The sequence below is a fragment of the Synechococcus sp. OH30 genome (genome assembly GCF_047462175.1).
Lineage (GTDB): Bacteria > Cyanobacteriota > Cyanobacteriia > Thermostichales > Thermostichaceae > Thermostichus.
In genome coordinates, this window is the sequence record NZ_JANSIP010000006.1 from 13547 (window position 1) to 30704 (window position 17158).

The 17158-nt window shown below is 61.2% G+C and carries 17 protein-coding genes; 13 read left to right on the forward strand and 4 right to left on the reverse strand.

What is annotated here, in order from left to right; translation table 11 throughout:
- The first annotated feature begins 69 nt into the window (after window positions 1–69).
- The gene (locus NW830_RS08010) at window positions 70–762 is read left to right on the forward strand and encodes a MotA/TolQ/ExbB proton channel family protein (protein ID WP_414361815.1); all 693 of its coding nucleotides are present in this window, start codon (window positions 70–72) and stop codon (window positions 760–762) included.
- Between the two features lie 3 nt (window positions 763–765).
- Window positions 766–1191, forward strand: coding sequence for an ExbD/TolR family protein (locus NW830_RS08015; protein WP_414361783.1), 426 nt, complete (start codon window positions 766–768; stop codon window positions 1189–1191).
- A 28-nt stretch (window positions 1192–1219) separates the two neighbouring features.
- Here the strand turns inward: NW830_RS08015 and argF are convergent, their stop codons facing one another.
- Both argF and ctpC read right to left on the reverse strand, forming a co-directional pair.
- Window positions 1220–2140, reverse strand: a complete 921-nt coding sequence (gene argF / locus NW830_RS08020) for an ornithine carbamoyltransferase (protein WP_414361781.1) — start codon at window positions 2138–2140, stop codon at window positions 1220–1222.
- A 54-nt stretch (window positions 2141–2194) separates the two neighbouring features.
- Window positions 2195–3493, reverse strand: a complete 1299-nt coding sequence (gene ctpC / locus NW830_RS08025; RefSeq protein ID WP_414361779.1) for a carboxyl-terminal processing protease CtpC — start codon at window positions 3491–3493, stop codon at window positions 2195–2197.
- Between the two features lie 243 nt (window positions 3494–3736).
- Here ctpC and NW830_RS08030 point away from each other — a divergent pair, with 243 nt between their 5' ends.
- From NW830_RS08030 to NW830_RS08040, 3 genes are all read left to right on the forward strand, one after another.
- A complete protein-coding gene (locus tag NW830_RS08030; RefSeq protein WP_414361777.1) occupies window positions 3737–5080 on the forward strand; it encodes a glutamate-5-semialdehyde dehydrogenase in 1344 nt (447 codons plus the stop codon).
- A 232-nt stretch (window positions 5081–5312) separates the two neighbouring features.
- A complete protein-coding gene (locus NW830_RS08035; RefSeq protein WP_414361775.1) occupies window positions 5313–5840 on the forward strand; it encodes an RNA recognition motif domain-containing protein in 528 nt (175 codons plus the stop codon).
- Window positions 5841–5899: 59 nt separating this feature from the next.
- A complete protein-coding gene (locus NW830_RS08040) occupies window positions 5900–6682 on the forward strand; it encodes a DsbA family protein (protein WP_414361773.1) in 783 nt (260 codons plus the stop codon).
- Between the two features lie 253 nt (window positions 6683–6935).
- On the opposite strand, the gene NW830_RS08045 is transcribed toward NW830_RS08040, so the two are convergent.
- On the reverse strand, window positions 6936–7964 hold the full coding sequence (locus NW830_RS08045) for an SPOR domain-containing protein (protein WP_414361772.1): 1029 nt from the start codon (window positions 7962–7964) through the stop codon (window positions 6936–6938).
- Window positions 7965–8155: 191 nt separating this feature from the next.
- Entirely contained in the window at window positions 8156–8563 is a 408-nt protein-coding gene (locus NW830_RS08050) for a hypothetical protein (RefSeq protein ID WP_414361770.1), read from the reverse strand.
- 97 nt (window positions 8564–8660) lie between these two features.
- Between NW830_RS08050 and recJ the strand changes: the two genes are divergently transcribed.
- From recJ to NW830_RS08090, 8 genes are all read left to right on the forward strand, one after another.
- Window positions 8661–11105, forward strand: a complete 2445-nt coding sequence (gene recJ, locus NW830_RS08055; protein ID WP_414361768.1) for a single-stranded-DNA-specific exonuclease RecJ — start codon at window positions 8661–8663, stop codon at window positions 11103–11105.
- Window positions 11106–11108: 3 nt separating this feature from the next.
- Window positions 11109–11774, forward strand: a complete 666-nt coding sequence (locus NW830_RS08060; RefSeq protein ID WP_414361766.1) for a metallophosphoesterase family protein — start codon at window positions 11109–11111, stop codon at window positions 11772–11774.
- A 70-nt stretch (window positions 11775–11844) separates the two neighbouring features.
- On the forward strand, window positions 11845–12438 hold the full coding sequence (gene rdgB, locus NW830_RS08065) for an RdgB/HAM1 family non-canonical purine NTP pyrophosphatase (RefSeq protein WP_414361765.1): 594 nt from the start codon (window positions 11845–11847) through the stop codon (window positions 12436–12438).
- A gap of 194 nt (window positions 12439–12632) precedes the next feature.
- Window positions 12633–13733 carry a hypothetical protein gene (locus NW830_RS08070; RefSeq protein WP_414361763.1) on the forward strand — a complete coding sequence of 367 codons (1101 nt, stop codon included), beginning with the start codon at window positions 12633–12635 and terminating at the stop codon, window positions 13731–13733.
- A gap of 23 nt (window positions 13734–13756) precedes the next feature.
- The gene (tmk, locus tag NW830_RS08075; protein WP_414361761.1) at window positions 13757–14404 is read left to right on the forward strand and encodes a dTMP kinase; all 648 of its coding nucleotides are present in this window, start codon (window positions 13757–13759) and stop codon (window positions 14402–14404) included.
- Between the two features lie 167 nt (window positions 14405–14571).
- Entirely contained in the window at window positions 14572–15534 is a 963-nt protein-coding gene (locus tag NW830_RS08080; RefSeq protein ID WP_414361759.1) for a CHAD domain-containing protein, read from the forward strand.
- 175 nt (window positions 15535–15709) lie between these two features.
- Window positions 15710–16774 (forward strand): spermidine/putrescine ABC transporter substrate-binding protein, encoded by a 1065-nt coding sequence (locus NW830_RS08085; protein WP_414361757.1) that lies wholly within the window; start codon window positions 15710–15712, stop codon window positions 16772–16774.
- Window positions 16775–16849: 75 nt separating this feature from the next.
- A complete protein-coding gene (locus NW830_RS08090; protein ID WP_414361756.1) occupies window positions 16850–17020 on the forward strand; it encodes a high light inducible protein in 171 nt (56 codons plus the stop codon).
- Window positions 17021–17158: the final 138 nt, after the last annotated feature.

A 17158-nucleotide genomic window follows, 5' to 3' on the forward strand; every position in this document is an offset into this window, starting at 1 on the left:
CTGGGAAAGTGCTATGACAAGAGGGGCGTGAGTCGTCGGGGTTGTATGGCCAGAGTCTTGCAGCTCCTGATCCAGGGTTGGTACTATTCCATCCCCCTGTTGACATTCTCGGTTCTCTCGGTGGCCTGTTGTCTCGAGCGGGCCTTGTTCTGGTGGAAGGTGACCCACCGACAGGAGGAGGTGGTGCGGCAAGCCCTCAGCCAGTACCGCCGCAACCCCAGAGCCGCCCAGTACCTGCTGGAGCAGAATGCGGATCTCCCCATTGCCCGCATCTTTTTGGCCGCCCTGGAGCTCAACGAAGCCAGCCCTGAGGACTTTAAACTGGCCCTAGAGACAGCCCTGGCGGCAGAAGTGCCCCTGCTGAAACGCTTTAACACCCTCTTCGACACGGTGATTACCGTTGCCCCCTTCCTAGGCCTCTTGGGCACTGTGACTGGCATTATCCAGATCCTCAGCTCCATCCAACTGGGGGATATTGGCGGCACCAATACCCAGGGGGTGGGACAAGGAATTGCCGAGGCCCTCTACTCGACGGCCTTCGGGTTAATTGTGGCTATTCCCACCTTGCTGATCTCCAATGTCTTTCGCTCTCTGTACCTGCGGCAACTTTCCAAGATCCAGGAGTACGGCGGTGAGCTGGAGTTGCTGCACCGGCAACGGCTAGAGATGCAAGCCCAGCAGCTTTCCCAGTTTTCCTACACCCAGCCCGGCCCCAGCGGCAGCTCCACCCTTCCCCCCTACTCTCCGCTTGAGCCCTCCTAGCCTATGCGCATCCCAGAAGAAAACTTTAGACCCGCCGAGATCAACATCGTGCCTCTCATCGATGTCATCTTCTCTATCTTGGTGTTTTTCGTCATCGCCAGCCTGGTGCTTACCCGCTCCGAGGCTCTCGAGGTCAATTTGCCAGAGGCCTCCACAGCCGAAGCCCGCCGCCAGCCAGACGTTACGGTGAGCATCACGGCTGAGGGCCAAATTGCCGTCAACCGCAAGAAAATTGCCAATCTTGACGCTCTGATCCCAGCAGTGGAACGCATCCTGGCCGAGAAGCCGGCTGAAGGGCGACGCTTGGTGGTGATCAATGCCGACTTGGCCCTCTCCCACGGCAAAGTGGTGGAGGTCATGGATGCCCTGCAGCGGCTGCCCAACGTCAGCCTGGCCATTGCTGCCCGCCGCCCTAGCAATAGCCGTTAACAGGCTCCCCGCTGCGAGAGGAGGGGGACTATCCCCCTGCCCCCAGCAGTTGAACTAGCAGCGCCTTTTGCACGTGGAGGCGATTTTCCGCCTGATCCCAAACACGGGACCGGGATCCCTCCAAAACCTCGGCCGTAATCTCCTCCCCCCGGTGGGCGGGCAGGCAGTGGAGCACAATAGCCTCGGGATCTGCCTGTTGCAGCAGCTTGGCATTGACCTGGTAGGGTAGGAAGTGGGCTTTGCGGGCCTCGGCCTGGTCTTCTTGGCCCATGCTGGCCCAGACGTCGGTATAGACCACTTGGGCTCCCGCGACCGCTTCGTAGGGATCCCGTAACACCAGCACCTGCGATCCCTGGGCCAAGGCCTGCGCTTCTGCCACCACCGCTGCATCCGGCTCGTAGCCGGGGGGCGTGGCGACACGGATGTGGATCCCGCTCATGGCACAGCCCAGCAGCAGGGAATGGGCAACATTATTGCCATCGCCGCAATAGGCCAAGGTCAGGCCCGCCAGTTGGCCGAAGTTCTCCTGAATGGTGAGCAGATCGGCCAAAACTTGGCAGGGGTGAAACTGATCCGTGAGGGCGTTGATTACCGGGATCTCGGCATATTCCGCAAAGATTTCCAGCTCCCGCTGGTCGTAGGTGCGAATGGCAATCGCGTCTAGGTAGCGGGAGAGGACACGGGCTGTATCCGGCAAGGGCTCACCGCGGCTTATCTGCATTGCCGTCGGCACCAGATCCAGGGTGCTGCCTCCGCACTGGGCCATGGCGGCGGTAAAGCTAACGCGGGTGCGGGTGGAAGCCTTCTGGAACAACAGCCCCAGCACCCGACCCCGCAGATCCACCCGATAGGGATCCCGCTTCAATTCCGCTGCCTGGGCTAGCAGGGCCGCCAGCTCTGCTGACGTCAAGTTGCTCAGTTTGAGCAGATCCCGTCCAGCCAAATTCATGGATCCTGCCCTCCTCGCCATTGGGCCTACCTGCCCACGATACTCCAGCAGCGGCTAACGGGAGGAGGACCGAACGACCTCGGGAGCTGGTTGCTGGCGGGCTGCAATTTGGGACTGGAGGGCGCGAACGGCAGCCGCGTACTGGGGATCAGCGGCGGTGGCCACCAGCTCGCGGTTCTTGCTGAGGCGCTCGAGATCTTCTTCTGAGAGCTCCACCACAATATCGGGGGTGATGCCTTTGTGGTCGATATCGGTGCCCTTGGGCGTGCGGTAGCGAGCAATAGTTACCGCCAACCCTGACCCATCGGAGAGGGGATGCACCGACTGCACCAAGCCCTTGCCAAAGGTTTGTGTGCCAACAATCACGGCGCGGCGGTTATCCTGCAAGGCTCCTGAGAGGATCTCGCTGGCGCTGGCGGATCCCCCGTCCACCAGGACAGCCAGAGGCTTGTCGGTAAGAGCGCTGTTGTTGGCCACCAGGCGATCCTGCTCCCCCTGCCGGTTCACCGTTGAGACAATGCTCCCCCGGTCAATCCACATGCGGGCAATCTCGGCACTGGAGTAGAGCAGCCCTCCCGGATTGGCCCGCAGATCCAGCACGTAGGCGGCCACCCCTTGTTTTTCCAGCTCGCGAATGGCCTGGCGCACCTTGTCGGCAGCGTTGCCGGAAAACTGGGTGATGCGGATGTAGCCAATAAGCAGGCCATTTTTTTCCTGGCGAGCCTCGTAGCGCACGGTAGCCAGCTCAATTCTCTCCCGCACCAGGTCGAACACCTTTAGCCCTTCCCCCTCGCGACGGATGGTCAGCCGCACCCGTGTGCCCGGCTCGCCGCGAATGAGGCTGACGGCGGTGTTGGTGTCCATGCCTTCGGTGGATTTGTCGTCGATGCGCACGATCACGTCTTTGGACTTGATCCCGGCGCGATCGGCAGGGGAGCCTTCGATGGGTGAGATCACGACCAACTCATTGGTTTCCTGATCCACACCCAGCGTAATCCCCACGCCCGTCAGCTCCCCCGAGGTGTCAATCTGCATGCTGGCAAACTGATCCGGATCCAAAAAGCGGGTATAGGGATCGTTGAGCTTCTTGAGAGCCTCTCGAATCGCCTCGTAGGCCTCCTCGCGGGTGGCATATTCTCTACTAAGCAGATCGCGGCGCACCGCTTCCCAGTCGACGGAATTAAAGGAAGGATCGACGTACTCCCGATTGACAATCTGCCAAACTTCGTCCACCACCTCTTTGGGATCCCGGCGAAACCCCGCCCAACCCGGCATGGATAGCTGTACGCCAACCAATGACACGGCTGTAACTACGGCAGCCGTTGCACTCACCACAAACCCACGCTTTCTCATCGGCTCTCCTGGAAGACACGCTACTAGATTGATACTTGAGGATGGGCTGGGCTTCCTTGTCCGCCAGCAGCCTGCCCGGCTAGTCTGCGCAGCGTCCAAATTCTGATAGGCTGCTAATAGCACTGCCCAATTTTGCCCAAGCTAGCATAGGGATCCTGGTAAAGCGGCTGCCAGAAGCCCATTGACTGAGGAGATTGCAACTTTTTGTAGCCCTTTGGGTTGGGTCTTGTTGCCTCTCTGCCAATGTCTCCTGCAACTCCTGCCAACTCCTCCCTGCTAGTTCAGGTGCAAGCGGCTCGGGCTGCCGCCCAGCGCACAGCCACCCTGCCTACGGAGATCAAGGATGCGGCCCTCGAGGCCATGGCCACTGCTTTGCTGGAGCAGCAAGAGGCCATCCTGGCGGCCAACCGGGAAGATCTGGAGCGGGCAGCGGAGCAACTCAAAAGCGGGGAGTTGTCGGCCGCAGCCTATGCCCGGCTGAAGTTGGATGCCCACAAATTGGCCGAGATGGTAGCCGGGGTACAGCAGGTGAGGCGGCTGCCTGACCCAGTAGGGCGATCCCTTCTTATCCGCGAGCTGGACGAGGGGCTGGTGCTGGAGCGGCGCACCTATCCCCTAGGGGTGCTAGGCGTGATCTTTGAGTCGCGGCCCGACGCCCTGGTGCAAATTGCTGCCCTGGCGGTAAAGACGGGCAATAGCGTCCTGCTCAAAGGCGGAGCGGAGGCACTCTGCTCCTGCCAGGCGTTGATGGCCGCGCTGCAGGCGGGGCTACAGCAAGTTCCCGACTTTCCTTCGGGATCTTTGCAGTTGCTTACCAGCCGCGAGGAGATCCAAGCTCTGCTACAGCTGGAAGGTCTGGTGGATCTAATTATTCCCCGCGGCTCCAGCAGCTTTGTCCGCTACATTATGGAAAATACCCGCATCCCGGTGCTGGGCCATGCCGATGGGCTGTGCCACCTGTACGTGGATCGGGCTGCCGATGTGGAGATGGCATTGCATCTGACGCTAGACAGCAAAACCCAGTACCCCGCTGCCTGCAATGCCATTGAGACCCTGCTGGTGCACGCAGACATTGCTCCCCAGTTTTTGCCTCTGGCCGTGCAGGCGCTGCGCGAGAAAGGGGTGGAGTTGCGCGGGGATCGCCGCTGCCGCGAGCTGGTGCCAGATTTGCTCCCGGCCACTGAGGCCGACTGGAGCACCGAGTACGCGGACTTGATCCTGTCCATCAAGATGGTGGATTCTCTTGACGAAGCCATTGCCCACATCCAACGGTACGGCTCTCGGCACACCGAGGCCATCGTGACCGAAGATGCCGCCGCTGCCCAGCGCTTTCTCGATGAAGTGGACGCAGCAGGGGTCTTTCACAACGCCTCCACCCGTTTTGCCGATGGTTTTCGCTACGGTTTTGGAGCAGAGGTGGGGATCAGTACCCAAAAGCTGCCGCCGCGCGGCCCGGTGGGCTTGGAAGGCCTCGTGACCTACCGCTACCAGCTGCGGGGGCGAGGCCATCTCGTAGCTGACTACACTGGCCCCCAGGCCCGTCCCTTTCGGCATCGGGATCGCTTGAACCTCACTGGCCTGGCCTAGGAAGGATCCCTGGCTTGCCCCAACTGAGCAAGCTAGTTTTGCTGAGCTTTTTTGGCCTGAGGTTGAGGTAAATTTAAAAGGTAGCTTTAGGCTTTGCAAGGGTCATAGACTGTACTGCCCTCTGAGGAAACGGGGAACGCTGGAGTTCTGGGTTTCCCCTTGGAGCAGCCCTTCTGGACTGGCCCTTTGCAGGTTGGACTTCTATCCCCTCGGTAAGGAGCTTCACGGTATTATGCCCGTTCGTTTGTACGTTGGAAATCTGCCAGCAGAGGTAGATCGCGAGGCACTGGAGAAGCTCTTTAGATCTGCAGGTGAGGTCATTTCCACCAAGGTGATTCGGGATCGGAAGACGGGCAAATGCCGCGGCTTCGGCTTTGTTACGGTAAGCACCGAGGAACAGGCCCAGCAGTATATTGAGAGATTCAATGGCCACAGCTTTGGCGACGTCAACTTGCGCATTGAACTTGCCCAGCCGCGCGACAAACGGGAAGGTGGCGAAGCCAAAGCAGCTGCCTCCCCTTCCCCAGCTAAGGAGTCTGCCGCGGATCCCAAGGCAGCTGGGGAAGCAGCGCCCAAGAGTTCTGCCAAAGGTTCCAAAACGGCAGGGGAGAAGTCTGCTTCGGGCAAGAAGCAGCGCCAGCACAGTAGCAAAAGGAGGGGTGTCAAGGGGGGCCCGCAAGAGGCCGTTGAGCCGGATCCCCGCTGGGCCAGCCAGTTGCAGCGGATCAAAGAGCAGCTTTTGCAAGCTGCCAATTCCTAGCTGCGCTAAAAGCAGGCTAGACAGGGTGGCTCAAAGCGCATTGAGGGAGGAGCTGAAAAATGGAGAACCTGGCAAGGGTTTTTTGCAGGGGGCTACGGCACCTAGCCAAGGCTGGGCTCCTCGGCCTGCTGCTAGTTTGGCTGGGAGTGCCCGTTGTCTTTGCAGCTCCGGCAGACCTGGAGAAGCAGGTGCTGGAGATTATTCGCAAAAATCCTCAGGTAATCCTGGAGGCGGTGCAGGAGTACCAGCAGCGGCAGTACGAAGAGCAGCAGAAGCAGCAGCAGAAGTTGGTAGAGGAATTTGGCCGGCAGTTGAGGGAAAACCCCCGCGCTGTAATTGGTGACTCCCCCCGCACCGGCTCCGAGTCCTTGCGGCTCGTGTTGGTCGAGTTTTCTGATTTTCAATGCCCTTTTTGCGCCCGGGCCCAGCAGACCCTGAAGGAGTTCCTAGCTAAACATGGGGACGAGGTAACCTTGGTGTACAAGCACCTGCCCTTGACCGGCATTCACCCTGAAGCAGTGGCGGCAGCTCGCGCTGCGTGGGCTGCCCACCGGCAAGGCAAGTTTTGGGAGTTCCACGACGAGCTCTTTGCCAACCAATCCCAGCTGGGGGAGGAATTCTACGTAGCCACTGCCCAAAGGTTGGGCCTGAACGTGGAGAAGTTCAATCGGGATCGGCGCAGCCGGGCGGCGGAGCGGGCTGTGCAGCGAGACATGGATCTGGCTTCCCAACTGGGCATTAGCCATACCCCCTATTTCATCTTGAATGGCCTCGCCTTCTCGGGGGCGCAGCCTTTGGAGGTGTTCGAGCAGACGCTGCAACAGGCCAAGCAGTCCCTCTAGGGGCCCCAACTTTATTCAGCGCGGGGCGGCCAGCAGCCCCGCCTTCGGCGCTGGCTCAGCCGCAGCAAAGAAAATCCAGCCGAAGAGGAGCTTTGACCCTCAGCGCCTGGGGGAGGCCCGCAGGGGTGCAGTATTCCTGGGTCAAGCCCACCCAACTGCCAGCGGCAAACCTGGCGGCGATGGACCCACCCTGCCGCAAGGAGGGCCAATGGCAATGCTTAACCAGCAGCAAAACGGCTGAAGACGACCGCGGTTACTCCACAGGCAGAATGCGGGCGTCAAACCCCGCCTCCGCCAAGCTGCGCTGTGCCCGTTCGGCATTGGCCCGCTGCCGGTAAGTGCCCACCTGAATTACTGAGCCGCGCACAAAAGCATCGGGTGCAAACTGCTGCACTTTGGGCAGCGCCTCTTCGCCAGCCTGAACCACCACCCAGAACCCCCCCGGGCTAGCCTCCTGCAGAGCGGGAGGCGAATCCTGAACCAGAAGAGGGCGCGAGCGGCGCAGGTCAGCGGGAAAGATCCCCGCTGCGTAGCCCTGGCGGGCTAGGTAACGCACTTGCTCAGTGGCCCCTGCGAGATCGGCAAAGCCACCGGTGCGCACCACCCGCAGGTTGTCGTAGATCAGGGGCACAGATCCTGGCAGGAGCTGCTCCAAGGCCGCCAATTTCTCGCCGCTGGGATCGGCCACCAACACCCAATAGCGTTCTCCTTGGGCAGGCTCCTCGGGCGGTGACGCAGCATTCCCTTCTGCCAGTGACACAACTACTGCCGGCAATCCCTGGGCAGTCAACCAGCGGGCCTGCTCCTGCGCCAGCGATAGGCGAGAGAAAGTCCCCGTCTGCAGGGAAGGCTGGCCGCGGTAGAGCACTCCAATGGCTTGGGGAAAGAAGCGGCGCACTCGCTCCTCCAGCAGCGGATCCCTATGGGGGTTGGGCACGTGGGTGGCAAAGGGCCGCCGCGGATCAAAGGGAGGAGCCGTTGGCGCCGGCAGGGCGGGAAAAGCCGGCGGCAGGGGTGGATCTGTCTCTTGGCGGCTCACCACCCGCACTGGCAACCCCAGCCGTGCCAACTCAGCTTGGCGGCGTTGGGCGTGGCTACGGTTAACAAACGTTCCAGCAAGAATGAAGACCTGACCCTCCTCCTGCACAAAGTAGGCATCCGCTACTTGGCGGCGCACCCGCGCTAAGGCTTCGGGTTCGTTGGCCAAGACGTGGACTTGGTAGCGGGTGAGGGCAAAGGCAGCAGGCAGGGCAAGGAAAGCAGTTGCTAGGGAGCCCCCCAAGAGAGCTACCGCTGTTGTTAGGCGCGGCCAAGGACTGCCCCGCAGGAGACCACTCCCTCCTCCCCAGCCACCCCCTGCCCCCCTCTGGCAGCCGTTACGCAACCCAGCGTTCACGGGAGAAGCGCAGATTGGATCCCCCTCCAGTATAGACCTGCCGCCATAGGTAAGGAGGCGCCTGCTACCTGCAGTCCCTAGAAGCAACGGCGACGGTAGCTGTAGCGGCGCGGTGCAGCAAGAGCAGGCGCTCCTCCCAGGGAAAAGCGGAGGATCTCAGTCTTGTAGGGTTGGGAGCCTTCTGTGTAGCGGGCCAGCTGAATGGCGGATCCCTGCCCAGAAGGGAGAGCAGGCAGGACCTGATCCGGCAAGGCAGCTTCCAGAGCAATGAAAAACCGCGATCGCAGCAGCACCTCCCAGGGGGAAAGGTGCTCAGTTTGCTCGGGCACCAGGCGGCCTAGGGCAATCTGAAGCCGCGATCCCCCTCCCCGGGATCTCCAGAGCTGACGCGCCAAACTCCACAGGGAAGTTTGCTCAGGGGATCGCAGCAGCAGCTTCAGTCCCACTAGAGGGTTGAGGCTATAGGTAAGCAGTAGAGAGTACATCGAAGCTAGTCAGCGGAGGAGCGTTTTGGAGTAAGTTCAAAAAGGGCCCACCTATAGGCCAACTGTAGCACTGGCAGCTGGCTGTCCGACTCGGGGAATGGCTGCAATTTTTAAGCAGCGCTGGCTATTTCAGCCTGAGGATAAGCCAAGGGCAAGCCACTTGGCTAAAGCAGCGGGGATTTCGCCTCTCCTAGCCCAGATCCTGCTCAACCGCGGCCTCCGCAGCCTCCCTGAGATTGGCCACTATTTGCAGCCAGATCCCTCCTGCTTGCCTCCACCCAGCCGTGACTTTGCCGACCTGCCCCTAGCGATAGAGCTGTTGGAGAAGGCCCTGCACCGGCAGGAGCCCATTGCCATCTGCGGCGATTATGATGCCGACGGCATGACCAGCACGGCCCTCCTGCTGCGGGCGCTGCGGGGCACACCGGTGGTTTACCGCATTCCCAGCCGCCTTACGGAGGGCTATGGCCTCAACAGCCGCATGGTGCAGGAGCTGCACCGCGAGGGAGTGCGCCTCATCCTCACGGTGGACAACGGCATTGCTGCCCACGAGCCCATTCGTCTAGCCAAAGAGCTAGGGCTAACAGTAATCGTGACAGATCACCACGACCTGCCGCCCCAGTTGCCCCCTGCCGACGCCATCCTCAACCCCAAGCAGCTCCCAGAGTCGTCTCCCTACCGGGGAATGGCCGGGGTGGGGGTGGCCTACCTCCTAGCCCAGGCCTTGGCGGAGCGCCGCGGCGATGAACGGCTGGGGCGAATGGCGCTGGAGCTGTTTACGGTGGGCACCATTGCCGATTTGGCGCCCCTGACGGGGGTAAACCGTCTTTGGGTGCGGCAGGGGCTAGCCCTTTTGCCTACTGCCCAGGTGGCCGGGATCCGTGCCCTCTTGGCAGTGATGGGAATGACGGGATCCCCAGAGGAGCTGCGACCAGAGTGGGTAGGGTTTGGCCTGGGGCCCCGCATCAATGCCATTGGGCGAATTGGCCGACCGGAGCTGGGGATCCGGCTGCTGACCACCGACGACCCGCAGCAGGCAGAGAAACTGGCCCGCCGCTGTGAACGGCTCAACCAGGTGCGGCAGCAGATGTGCAGCCGCATTGAGGCGGAGGCTTTGGAGCAGATGGCCCGGCAAGAGCGGGATCTAGCGCAGGAGCGGGTGTTAATCCTTTTGGGAGCTCCCCAGCAGCGCTGGCACAAAGGGGTGATTGGCCTGGTGGCTTCGCGGCTGGCGGAGCGCTTTGGCTGTCCAGTGTTTATCGGCAGCCAGTCGCGCCAGGGGGAGATCACCGGCTCGGCGCGGCAGGGGATCCCCGAGTTCGACGTGTTCCAGGCCCTAGAGCTCTGCAAAGATTTATTGATCAAGCATGGCGGCCACCCAGCGGCAGGCGGGTTTAGCCTGAAAGCGGAAAACTGGCCCCTTTTGGAAGAGCGGCTGCGGCAATTGGCCCAACAGCGTCTGCAGCCGGAACAGATCCGGCCCTTGGTGCAGATCGATGCTGAGGTGGCCCTGGCAGATCTCACCCTCGACCTCTACCAGGAGCTGCAACGGCTGCAGCCCTACGGCATTGGCAACCCGGAGCCGGTCTTTTGCAGCCGCAACCTGCAGGTGGTGCAACAGCAGCGATTTGGCCCGCGGCCTGCCCAGGGGGAGGATACCCCCAGCCACCTAAAGTTGCTCCTGCAGGATCCCTCTGAGCCTTGCCACCACAGCGGCAGATCCCCCCTGCAAGCCAAGACTTGCAGCCGTCCCCTCTGGGCCATTCTCTGGCGGGGAGCCGCAGCCTATCCCTTGCCTAAGCGGATTGACGTCGCCTACACCCTCAGAGCCAAGCGGTGGGGAGAAGAGAGCCAACTAGAGCTGGAAATTGTCGGGATCCGGCCTGCTCAAGCGGCTGGTTCTCCAAAGTCTTCTCCCCAGCAGGGAACAGTCCCCTCGCCCCTGCTGATCTGCCGCCCTGCTCCGCCTCTCACCCGACCCCTGCGTTGGCAAGTTGTGGATGGCTTTTCTGCCCTCCTGCCCCAGGCGCAGGGAAGCATCCTCTTCTACGGCTTTCGGCGCCCCACCTTTGTCCTGGATCCTGAGCGGCGCTCCCCGCTAACTCTTCACTACGACCGTCCTCAGGCCGGCCACCGCTACGACCAGCTGTGGCTGTGGAGCTGGCCCCCCTCTCTAGAGCACCTCAAGTGGCTGCTCCACTACCTTGCTGGCGAAGCGCCGCTCATTGTCGTGCACCAGCAAACAGTGCCCCTGCCCTCTGCGGCCACCTTACAGCGGCAGCTACGCCACTACCTGCAAACCCGGCCTCAGGTGGATCTGTTACGCCTAGGCCAGCACTGGTGGCTATCGCCAGCGCTGTTGGTGGCGGGCCTGCGCTCGCTAGGGTATGCCTGTCCGGAGTTTGGCCCAACAGGATCGTTGGAAGAGGAACTGGAGGCCCAACGGGCCTGGTACCGCAGCTCCTGGCCACAGGTGGCTGCCCTGCTGCAGGGATCCCAGTCGCCAGACAGGGTTCTGGCTTCCCCTCCCGACTTCTGCTAGCCCATGGGGATCAAACTGCTTCTTGGCTCTGACTACCACGGCAACGACCGGCTGATCCGGCAAGCCCTAGCCTACTTGCCCCAGGTGGATGGCTACATCAACTGCGGCGATTTCTGCTCCAAGGCTGGCAAGCCCTCCCTCAACGCCACCCAAGGCTTTTACCCAACAGCCGAAGCTGAGGTCATCCAGTTGCAATCTTTCCTGGCGGCAGTAGACGGCCTGGGCAAGCCCTGGCTCTTTTTGCCTGGCAACCACGACCCAGCCGCTGCCGTGTTGGATGCCCTAGCTGGCAGGTGGGGACGGGCCATCACCCAGTCTTGTTACTTTGAGTGGCTAGGGCTGCAAGTGTTGGCGGTGCCCTGGACTCCCCCTTGCGGCTGGAGCTGGACCCTTACCCGCAGCCATCTGCAGGAGCTGCTTACCCTCTATAGCCAGCCTCCTCGCCCCATTGACCTGCTGCTTAGCCACGCGCCGCCGCGGGGCCTGTTGGACGAAGGCGGCAAATGGTACCACCGCCGCATGCCCACCCTGCGCCCCCTGTTGGATCACCTACAGCCGCGCTACTACATCTGCGGCCACATGCACTGGGACGGGGGAAAGGTGGAACGCTGCGGCTCCACCCTGGTGATCAACACGGCCTTGCACAACATGGTTCTGGAAATCCCCTAAGGACCTGGGCAGCCCTCTGCTGTCTGCTTTCTTCCGCTAAGATACCTGTGTTTCCCGCGATCCCCAGCCTATGGCGCGCCCCTTGATCTTGGCCAGCAGCAACCCTGGTAAATGGCGGGAGTTCAACACCTTCTTCCAGGCCCATGCTCCCAGCTGGGATCTGCGCCCCCTGCCGGCGGCGATAGCAGTGGAAGAAAGCGGCAGCACCTTTGTCGAAAATGCCCTTCTCAAGGCCAAGGCTGTAGCAGCCGCTCTGGGGGAGTGGGCCATTGCCGATGACTCTGGGCTGGCGGTGGCAGCCCTTGGCGGCGCCCCCGGGATCCATTCGGCCCGCTATGCCCCCGACGATGCCGCCCGCATCGCGCGGCTGCTGCGGGAGATGGAAGGGATCCCCAACCGCCAAGCCAGCTTTCACTGCGCCATTGCTGTGGTGGATCCCCAGGGGCAGGTGCGGGCCTTGGTGGAGGGCATCTGCCACGGGGAGATCCTGGCTCAGCCCCGGGGAGCAGGAGGATTTGGCTATGACCCGCTCTTTTGGGTGCCGGAGGTGGGGCTGACCTTTGCCGAGATGAGCCCGGCGCAAAAGGAAGCCGTCAGCCACCGCGGCCAGGCCCTGAGGGCCTTGAAAGAACAGCTCCTGATCTTGGAGCGCAGTCTAGGCTAGCTTGGAGGTACGGCGGCATTTGTCCACGACAAGAGCCCGAGATCACGGCAGCAACCTGGGCCAGAAAAGGCTGCACAATGCCGCTGAGGGGATCCCTTGAACCCCAAGGCTGCAGCTCTGTGGATCCTACCTGCCAAAAGGTTTCCTCGGTACAGGAAGATGGGAATGCCAGTTTTGCGTTGGGAGCCTGAAGAATGACCTTCTCTGAGGAGCGCGATCCAAACCGTTTTCCAGACTCAACGGCTGCTGCCGGTGAGGGAAGCCGCGGCCAAGCTCCCAGCAGCTCAGAGTCCCAAGGCCGGCGTTCCCCGCCCCCTCTGCCGGAGGAAGGTTCTGCCCCCTCCCCCGACGGTGCCGAAGACTGGCTAGAAGAGGAAGAGGAGCGAAACGACGGGAAGGCGTCCGCTACTCGTCTCTCTGGGCGCGCGCCGCGAGCAGAGGATACCGGAAGAGAAGGAAGGGCTGGCTCTTCGCAAGATGCCGAGACAGGGTCCTCGCGGCCGGGGGCCAGCCGTCCTGGACAGGCCCTGGTTCCCCGGCGCCCTGTCTCCAGCAACCGGAGCTACGCGGCATCCGCCGCCTATGCCGGCTCCTCCCGGGGCGAGTACAGCCGTTCTGCAACTTACGGCTACCCTGCCGGCTCGGGGGGAAGTGGGGGGTATGGAGGTGGAGGGCGCAGCAGCAGCTCCTCAGGGGGAGTCTCCTCTTCGGATCTGACAATCCTGCTGGTGGTGGCCTTGCTGGCTTTCTTTGGGGGGTTTGCCATCCGCAACCTCTTCGCGGAGTCGGGTGGCTTTGACGATGAGCGCCCCATCCGCGCGGCCAATGTACCAGCGGCCTTTCGGGATTTTTGCTTTGCCTACAACGGCACGGCTTCCTTTACCGTGGTGCAACTAACCAGCGTTTCCGCCCTCACCATGGCTTCTGTGCCCGTCTACAAGATGGACACCTGCACCATCCCCGTCAGCCAAACCGCCAACGCCCTGCAGGCCTTGGGCATCCGTGGCCGAGCCAACACCCTAGGCCCGCAACTGGGGGGATCCAACCTCACCCTCATCCAGCTCCCTCTGGCCAGCAGCTTGGCCCGCGCCATCTACAACCAGTTTCCTGGCTTGGCCAGTCAGGGTAATGAGGCCCAGGTTTTCTCCCAACTGGAAACCACCATCAACGACGCCCTGCGCTCCAACCTCGAGGGGCTGGCCCTGCAAAGCCTAGAGCCCACCAACATCCCCGACGTGTACGTGATGATCCCGGGCCACTCCTTTAACTTGCAACCGCAGCTTAATCTGCGCTAGCTCTCCTTTCTAGGGAGACTGCTGTGTTCATCACCTTAGAAGGTGGAGAAGGAGTGGGCAAAACCACTCAGCAGACGCTGCTGGCACAGCGGCTTACTCTAGAAGGCTATGCCTGCCTGTGTACCCGCGAGCCGGGAGGGACAGCCCTAGGCCGAGCGCTGCGGGAGCTGCTGTTGCACGGGGATCCCATAACGCCGCTGGCCGAGTTGCTCCTGTACGCGGCAGACCGGGCCGAGCACGTGCAAAGATGCATCCTTCCCGCCCTAGCAGCCGGGCAGGTGGTGCTCTGTGACCGCTTCACCGACTCTACCCTGGCCTACCAGGGGTATGGTCGCGGGCTGGACTTGGAGAAGATCCGCCAGCTCAACCACTTGGCTACCGGCGGGCTGCAGCCGCACCTCACCCTGTGGTTGGATCTCCCCCCTGAGGTGGGGCTGGCGCGTTCGCGTCAGCGTCGCGTAGCAATTACCCGTTCCCCACAGTCAGAGGCCGACAAACTCGAGCGAGAACACCTGGAGTTTCACCGCCGAGTTTACCGCGGATTTCAAGCTCTAGCTGCCGAGTTCCCGCAGCGGATTGTTCGCATTCCCGGCGAGGGATCCCCAGCAGAGGTGGCCACCCGCATCTGGGCAGCGGTCAGGCCCCGCCTACCAAAGGCTCCGCCCTCCTAGCTCGAAGGGCGGTCTCAACCGTTTCCCTGGCCATACCCTGCTCAGAGGTTAAGATTAGGTTAAAAAAGAAGAGGGCGCGGGTGACCTCAGGGTAAGGTAAGTGGGCTATGCAGGGAAAGCCTTCTGCCCTTTTTAGGCCCTGTTTTAAGAGGTAGAGGAGATTTGCTGTGAATGCCATTGCTGCTGAGCAGAAAAGCGAGCACTCGATCCTGCTGGCGTCTTCCCCTCCACCCACCGTGGCCGCTTGGGCCCACCAATTGTTAAGCCAGCAATGGCAGCGGCTGCAGAAGCACGTGGGGAGAGTGCTCAACCAACACCCCGAGGCAGCAGAGTCCCTCCATCAGATTCGGGTGGGCCTGCGCCGCATCGGCACCTGGGTGGAGGTGTTTCAGGGATCCGTGCGCCTGCCCAAGCCACTCAAGCCCAAACGTCTGCAAAAGTTGACCAGAACCCTGGGCCAGCAGCGGGATTTGGACGTGTTGCTGGAAATCCTCCAAGAGCCCTATTGGCAGCAAATCCCGGCAGACCAGCAGGGGGAGCTGGAGGAGCTGAGGGAAAAGCTGCAGCGGCGCCAAGCCCAAGCTGAGAAACACTCCCGCCGCATTTTGACAGAGGAAGACTTCCTTGAGTTCCAGGCCGCTTGCGAAGAGTGGCTGGTTTCCCCTCGCTACCGGCCTGCGGCCCAGCTTTCCCTGCAGGAGAGCTTACCTCACCTGTTGGCCCCTTTGCTAGCTGCCTGGTTCCTGCAGCCGGGCTGGCGGATCCCGGCCTTCCCGGAAACTGAAGTTCAGGCTGAACAACTGCACGACCTGCGCAAAGCTACCAAACGCCTGCGCTACCAGCTAGAGTTTTTTGCTCCTTTCTACGGGGAGGCTCTCCAAGACTGGGTGAAGACCCTCAAGGGCTTGCAGGAACAGTTGGGCCGCTTTCACGATTTGCAAGTTCTGCGGGCCAAGTTACCTGCCGACTTAAGTCTGCAAAACTGGCTGCAGCAGCAGCAGAAGCTGGCTCTCCAGGACTGGCCCCTGCAGCAACAGCGCTACTGCAACCCCGCTGAGCAGCAGCGGCTATATCAACTGCTATTCTCGGCTAGGGAAAGCAGCAACGGGGAAGCTCAGGTGGTAGGCTAGGGCGTAGGGGTGGACAAGCCTGCTCTCAGTCTATGGCCTGCTAATTTGCAGGGACGGCGTTGAGACCTGCTTTTGTGTCAACGCTAGGGGAGGTCGGCTTTTGTTCACCGAGGACGTCCTGACACCTTCACCGCCACCTGCCCAGTAGCTTCCTGCCCCTTCTCTGAAAATGCCCATGAAAAAGGGAATCGCCAGGGCCACTGCCTTGCTTTGCTGTCTAGGGGTTCTGCTTTTCTTCTGGCCCCTGAGAACGGCTGCCCAAAAACAAACCCTTCAACTCTACATCTGGTCGGAATACATTGACCCGGCCATTCTCACTGCCTTTGAGAAAGCCACCAATAGCCGCGTGGTGGTAAGTGTGTACGAGTCCAACGAGGACATGATTGCCAAGCTGCGGGGGGGCGGCGTGAGCCAGTACGACGTCGTCGTGCCCACGGACTACGTTGTGCCCAACATGGTGGAGCTGGGCCTGCTGCAGCCTCTCAACAAAGCCCTGATTCCCAATCTCCGCAACTTGGGGGAGAAGTTTGTCGGCTTGCCCTTTGACCCAGAAAACACCTACACGGTTCCCTACCAGTGGGGCACCACCGGCATTGGCTACCGCAAAGACCGCCTGCCGGAAAACTTCGAGCGCTCCTGGGGGCTGATTTTCGACCCGCAGCAGCAGTACGGCCCCTTTGTCATGATCGACGAGATGCGCTCTATGCTGGCGGCGGCTGCTTTCTATCTAGGCTTTGACCCCAACACTACCGTTCCCTCGGAGCTGCAGCAGATTCAGGAGCTGTTAATTCAAGCCAAACGCCGCAGCGCTGGACTTATTGGCGGGGTGGGCGGCAAAAATCAATTGGTCTCCGGAACAGCCAACGTGGCGGTTGTCTACAGCGGCGATGCCCTGCAAGCTGCTGAGGAAAATCCCAACATTGGCTACTTTGTCCCTCGCGAGGGCGCTCACATCTGGCTAGATGTGATGGCCATCCCAGCCAAAGCTCCTAACCCGGAGCTGGCCAACCGCTTCATCAACTTCCTTCTGGAGCCGGAAATTGGCGCCCAACTGAGCAACTACAACCGCTTTGCCACCCCCAATGCTGCCGCCCTGCCTAAGATTAATCCGCAGGATCGCCAAAACCCAGCTATCTATCCCGATGAGGCAACCTTTGCTAGGCTGAGGTACCTCAAAGTGCTGTCGCAGGAGGAGCTCCGTCTCGTGGACGCTGTCTGGACTGCCGTCAAAAGCAGCTAGGGATCCTTGTCGACCTCACCTTGTTAGCTCTCGACACAAAACTTGACACTTTTTAATATCTGAGCCAGATTGGAGATGTCACCCCTTGATGGAGTTGCAACCATGGAAAACCAAGAAGCTAAGTTCGGCTTTACCACCTTCGCCGAAAAATGGAATGGCCGTCTGGCAATGTTGGGCTTTGTGATTGGCGTTTTGACCGAGCTGCTGACGGGCCAAGGGATCCTCTCTCAAATTGGCCTGATGTAATCCCAGCCCGCCTGATTGGGTCGAAGCACTAGCTAGACACCTTTTTGCCCGGCTGTCCTCTTCCGGACTGATCAAGCAGCCGGGCTTTTGCTGCAGTTCCGAGCCAGAGCGAAGCCAAACAGCCGAAAGTAGTTGTTC

Excerpts from the sequence above, each read along its gene's own strand:
- recJ (WP_414361768.1), top strand. The coding sequence starts at position 8,661 with ATGGCTGCAATTTTTAAGCAGCGCTGGCTATTTCAGCCTGAGGATAAG.
- ctpC (WP_414361779.1), bottom strand. The coding sequence starts at position 3,493 with ATGAGAAAGCGTGGGTTTGTGGTGAGTGCAACGGCTGCCGTAGTTACA.
- rdgB (WP_414361765.1), top strand. The coding sequence starts at position 11,845 with ATGGCGCGCCCCTTGATCTTGGCCAGCAGCAACCCTGGTAAATGGCGG.
- NW830_RS08040 (WP_414361773.1), top strand. The coding sequence starts at position 5,900 with ATGGAGAACCTGGCAAGGGTTTTTTGCAGGGGGCTACGGCACCTAGCC.
- NW830_RS08050 (WP_414361770.1), bottom strand. The coding sequence starts at position 8,563 with ATGTACTCTCTACTGCTTACCTATAGCCTCAACCCTCTAGTGGGACTG.
- NW830_RS08070 (WP_414361763.1), top strand. The coding sequence starts at position 12,633 with ATGACCTTCTCTGAGGAGCGCGATCCAAACCGTTTTCCAGACTCAACG.
- NW830_RS08085 (WP_414361757.1), top strand. The coding sequence starts at position 15,710 with ATGAAAAAGGGAATCGCCAGGGCCACTGCCTTGCTTTGCTGTCTAGGG.
- argF (WP_414361781.1), bottom strand. The coding sequence starts at position 2,140 with ATGAATTTGGCTGGACGGGATCTGCTCAAACTGAGCAACTTGACGTCA.
- NW830_RS08035 (WP_414361775.1), top strand. The coding sequence starts at position 5,313 with ATGCCCGTTCGTTTGTACGTTGGAAATCTGCCAGCAGAGGTAGATCGC.
- NW830_RS08015 (WP_414361783.1), top strand. The coding sequence starts at position 766 with ATGCGCATCCCAGAAGAAAACTTTAGACCCGCCGAGATCAACATCGTG.
- NW830_RS08090 (WP_414361756.1), top strand. The coding sequence starts at position 16,850 with ATGTCACCCCTTGATGGAGTTGCAACCATGGAAAACCAAGAAGCTAAG.
- NW830_RS08030 (WP_414361777.1), top strand. The coding sequence starts at position 3,737 with ATGTCTCCTGCAACTCCTGCCAACTCCTCCCTGCTAGTTCAGGTGCAA.
- NW830_RS08060 (WP_414361766.1), top strand. The coding sequence starts at position 11,109 with ATGGGGATCAAACTGCTTCTTGGCTCTGACTACCACGGCAACGACCGG.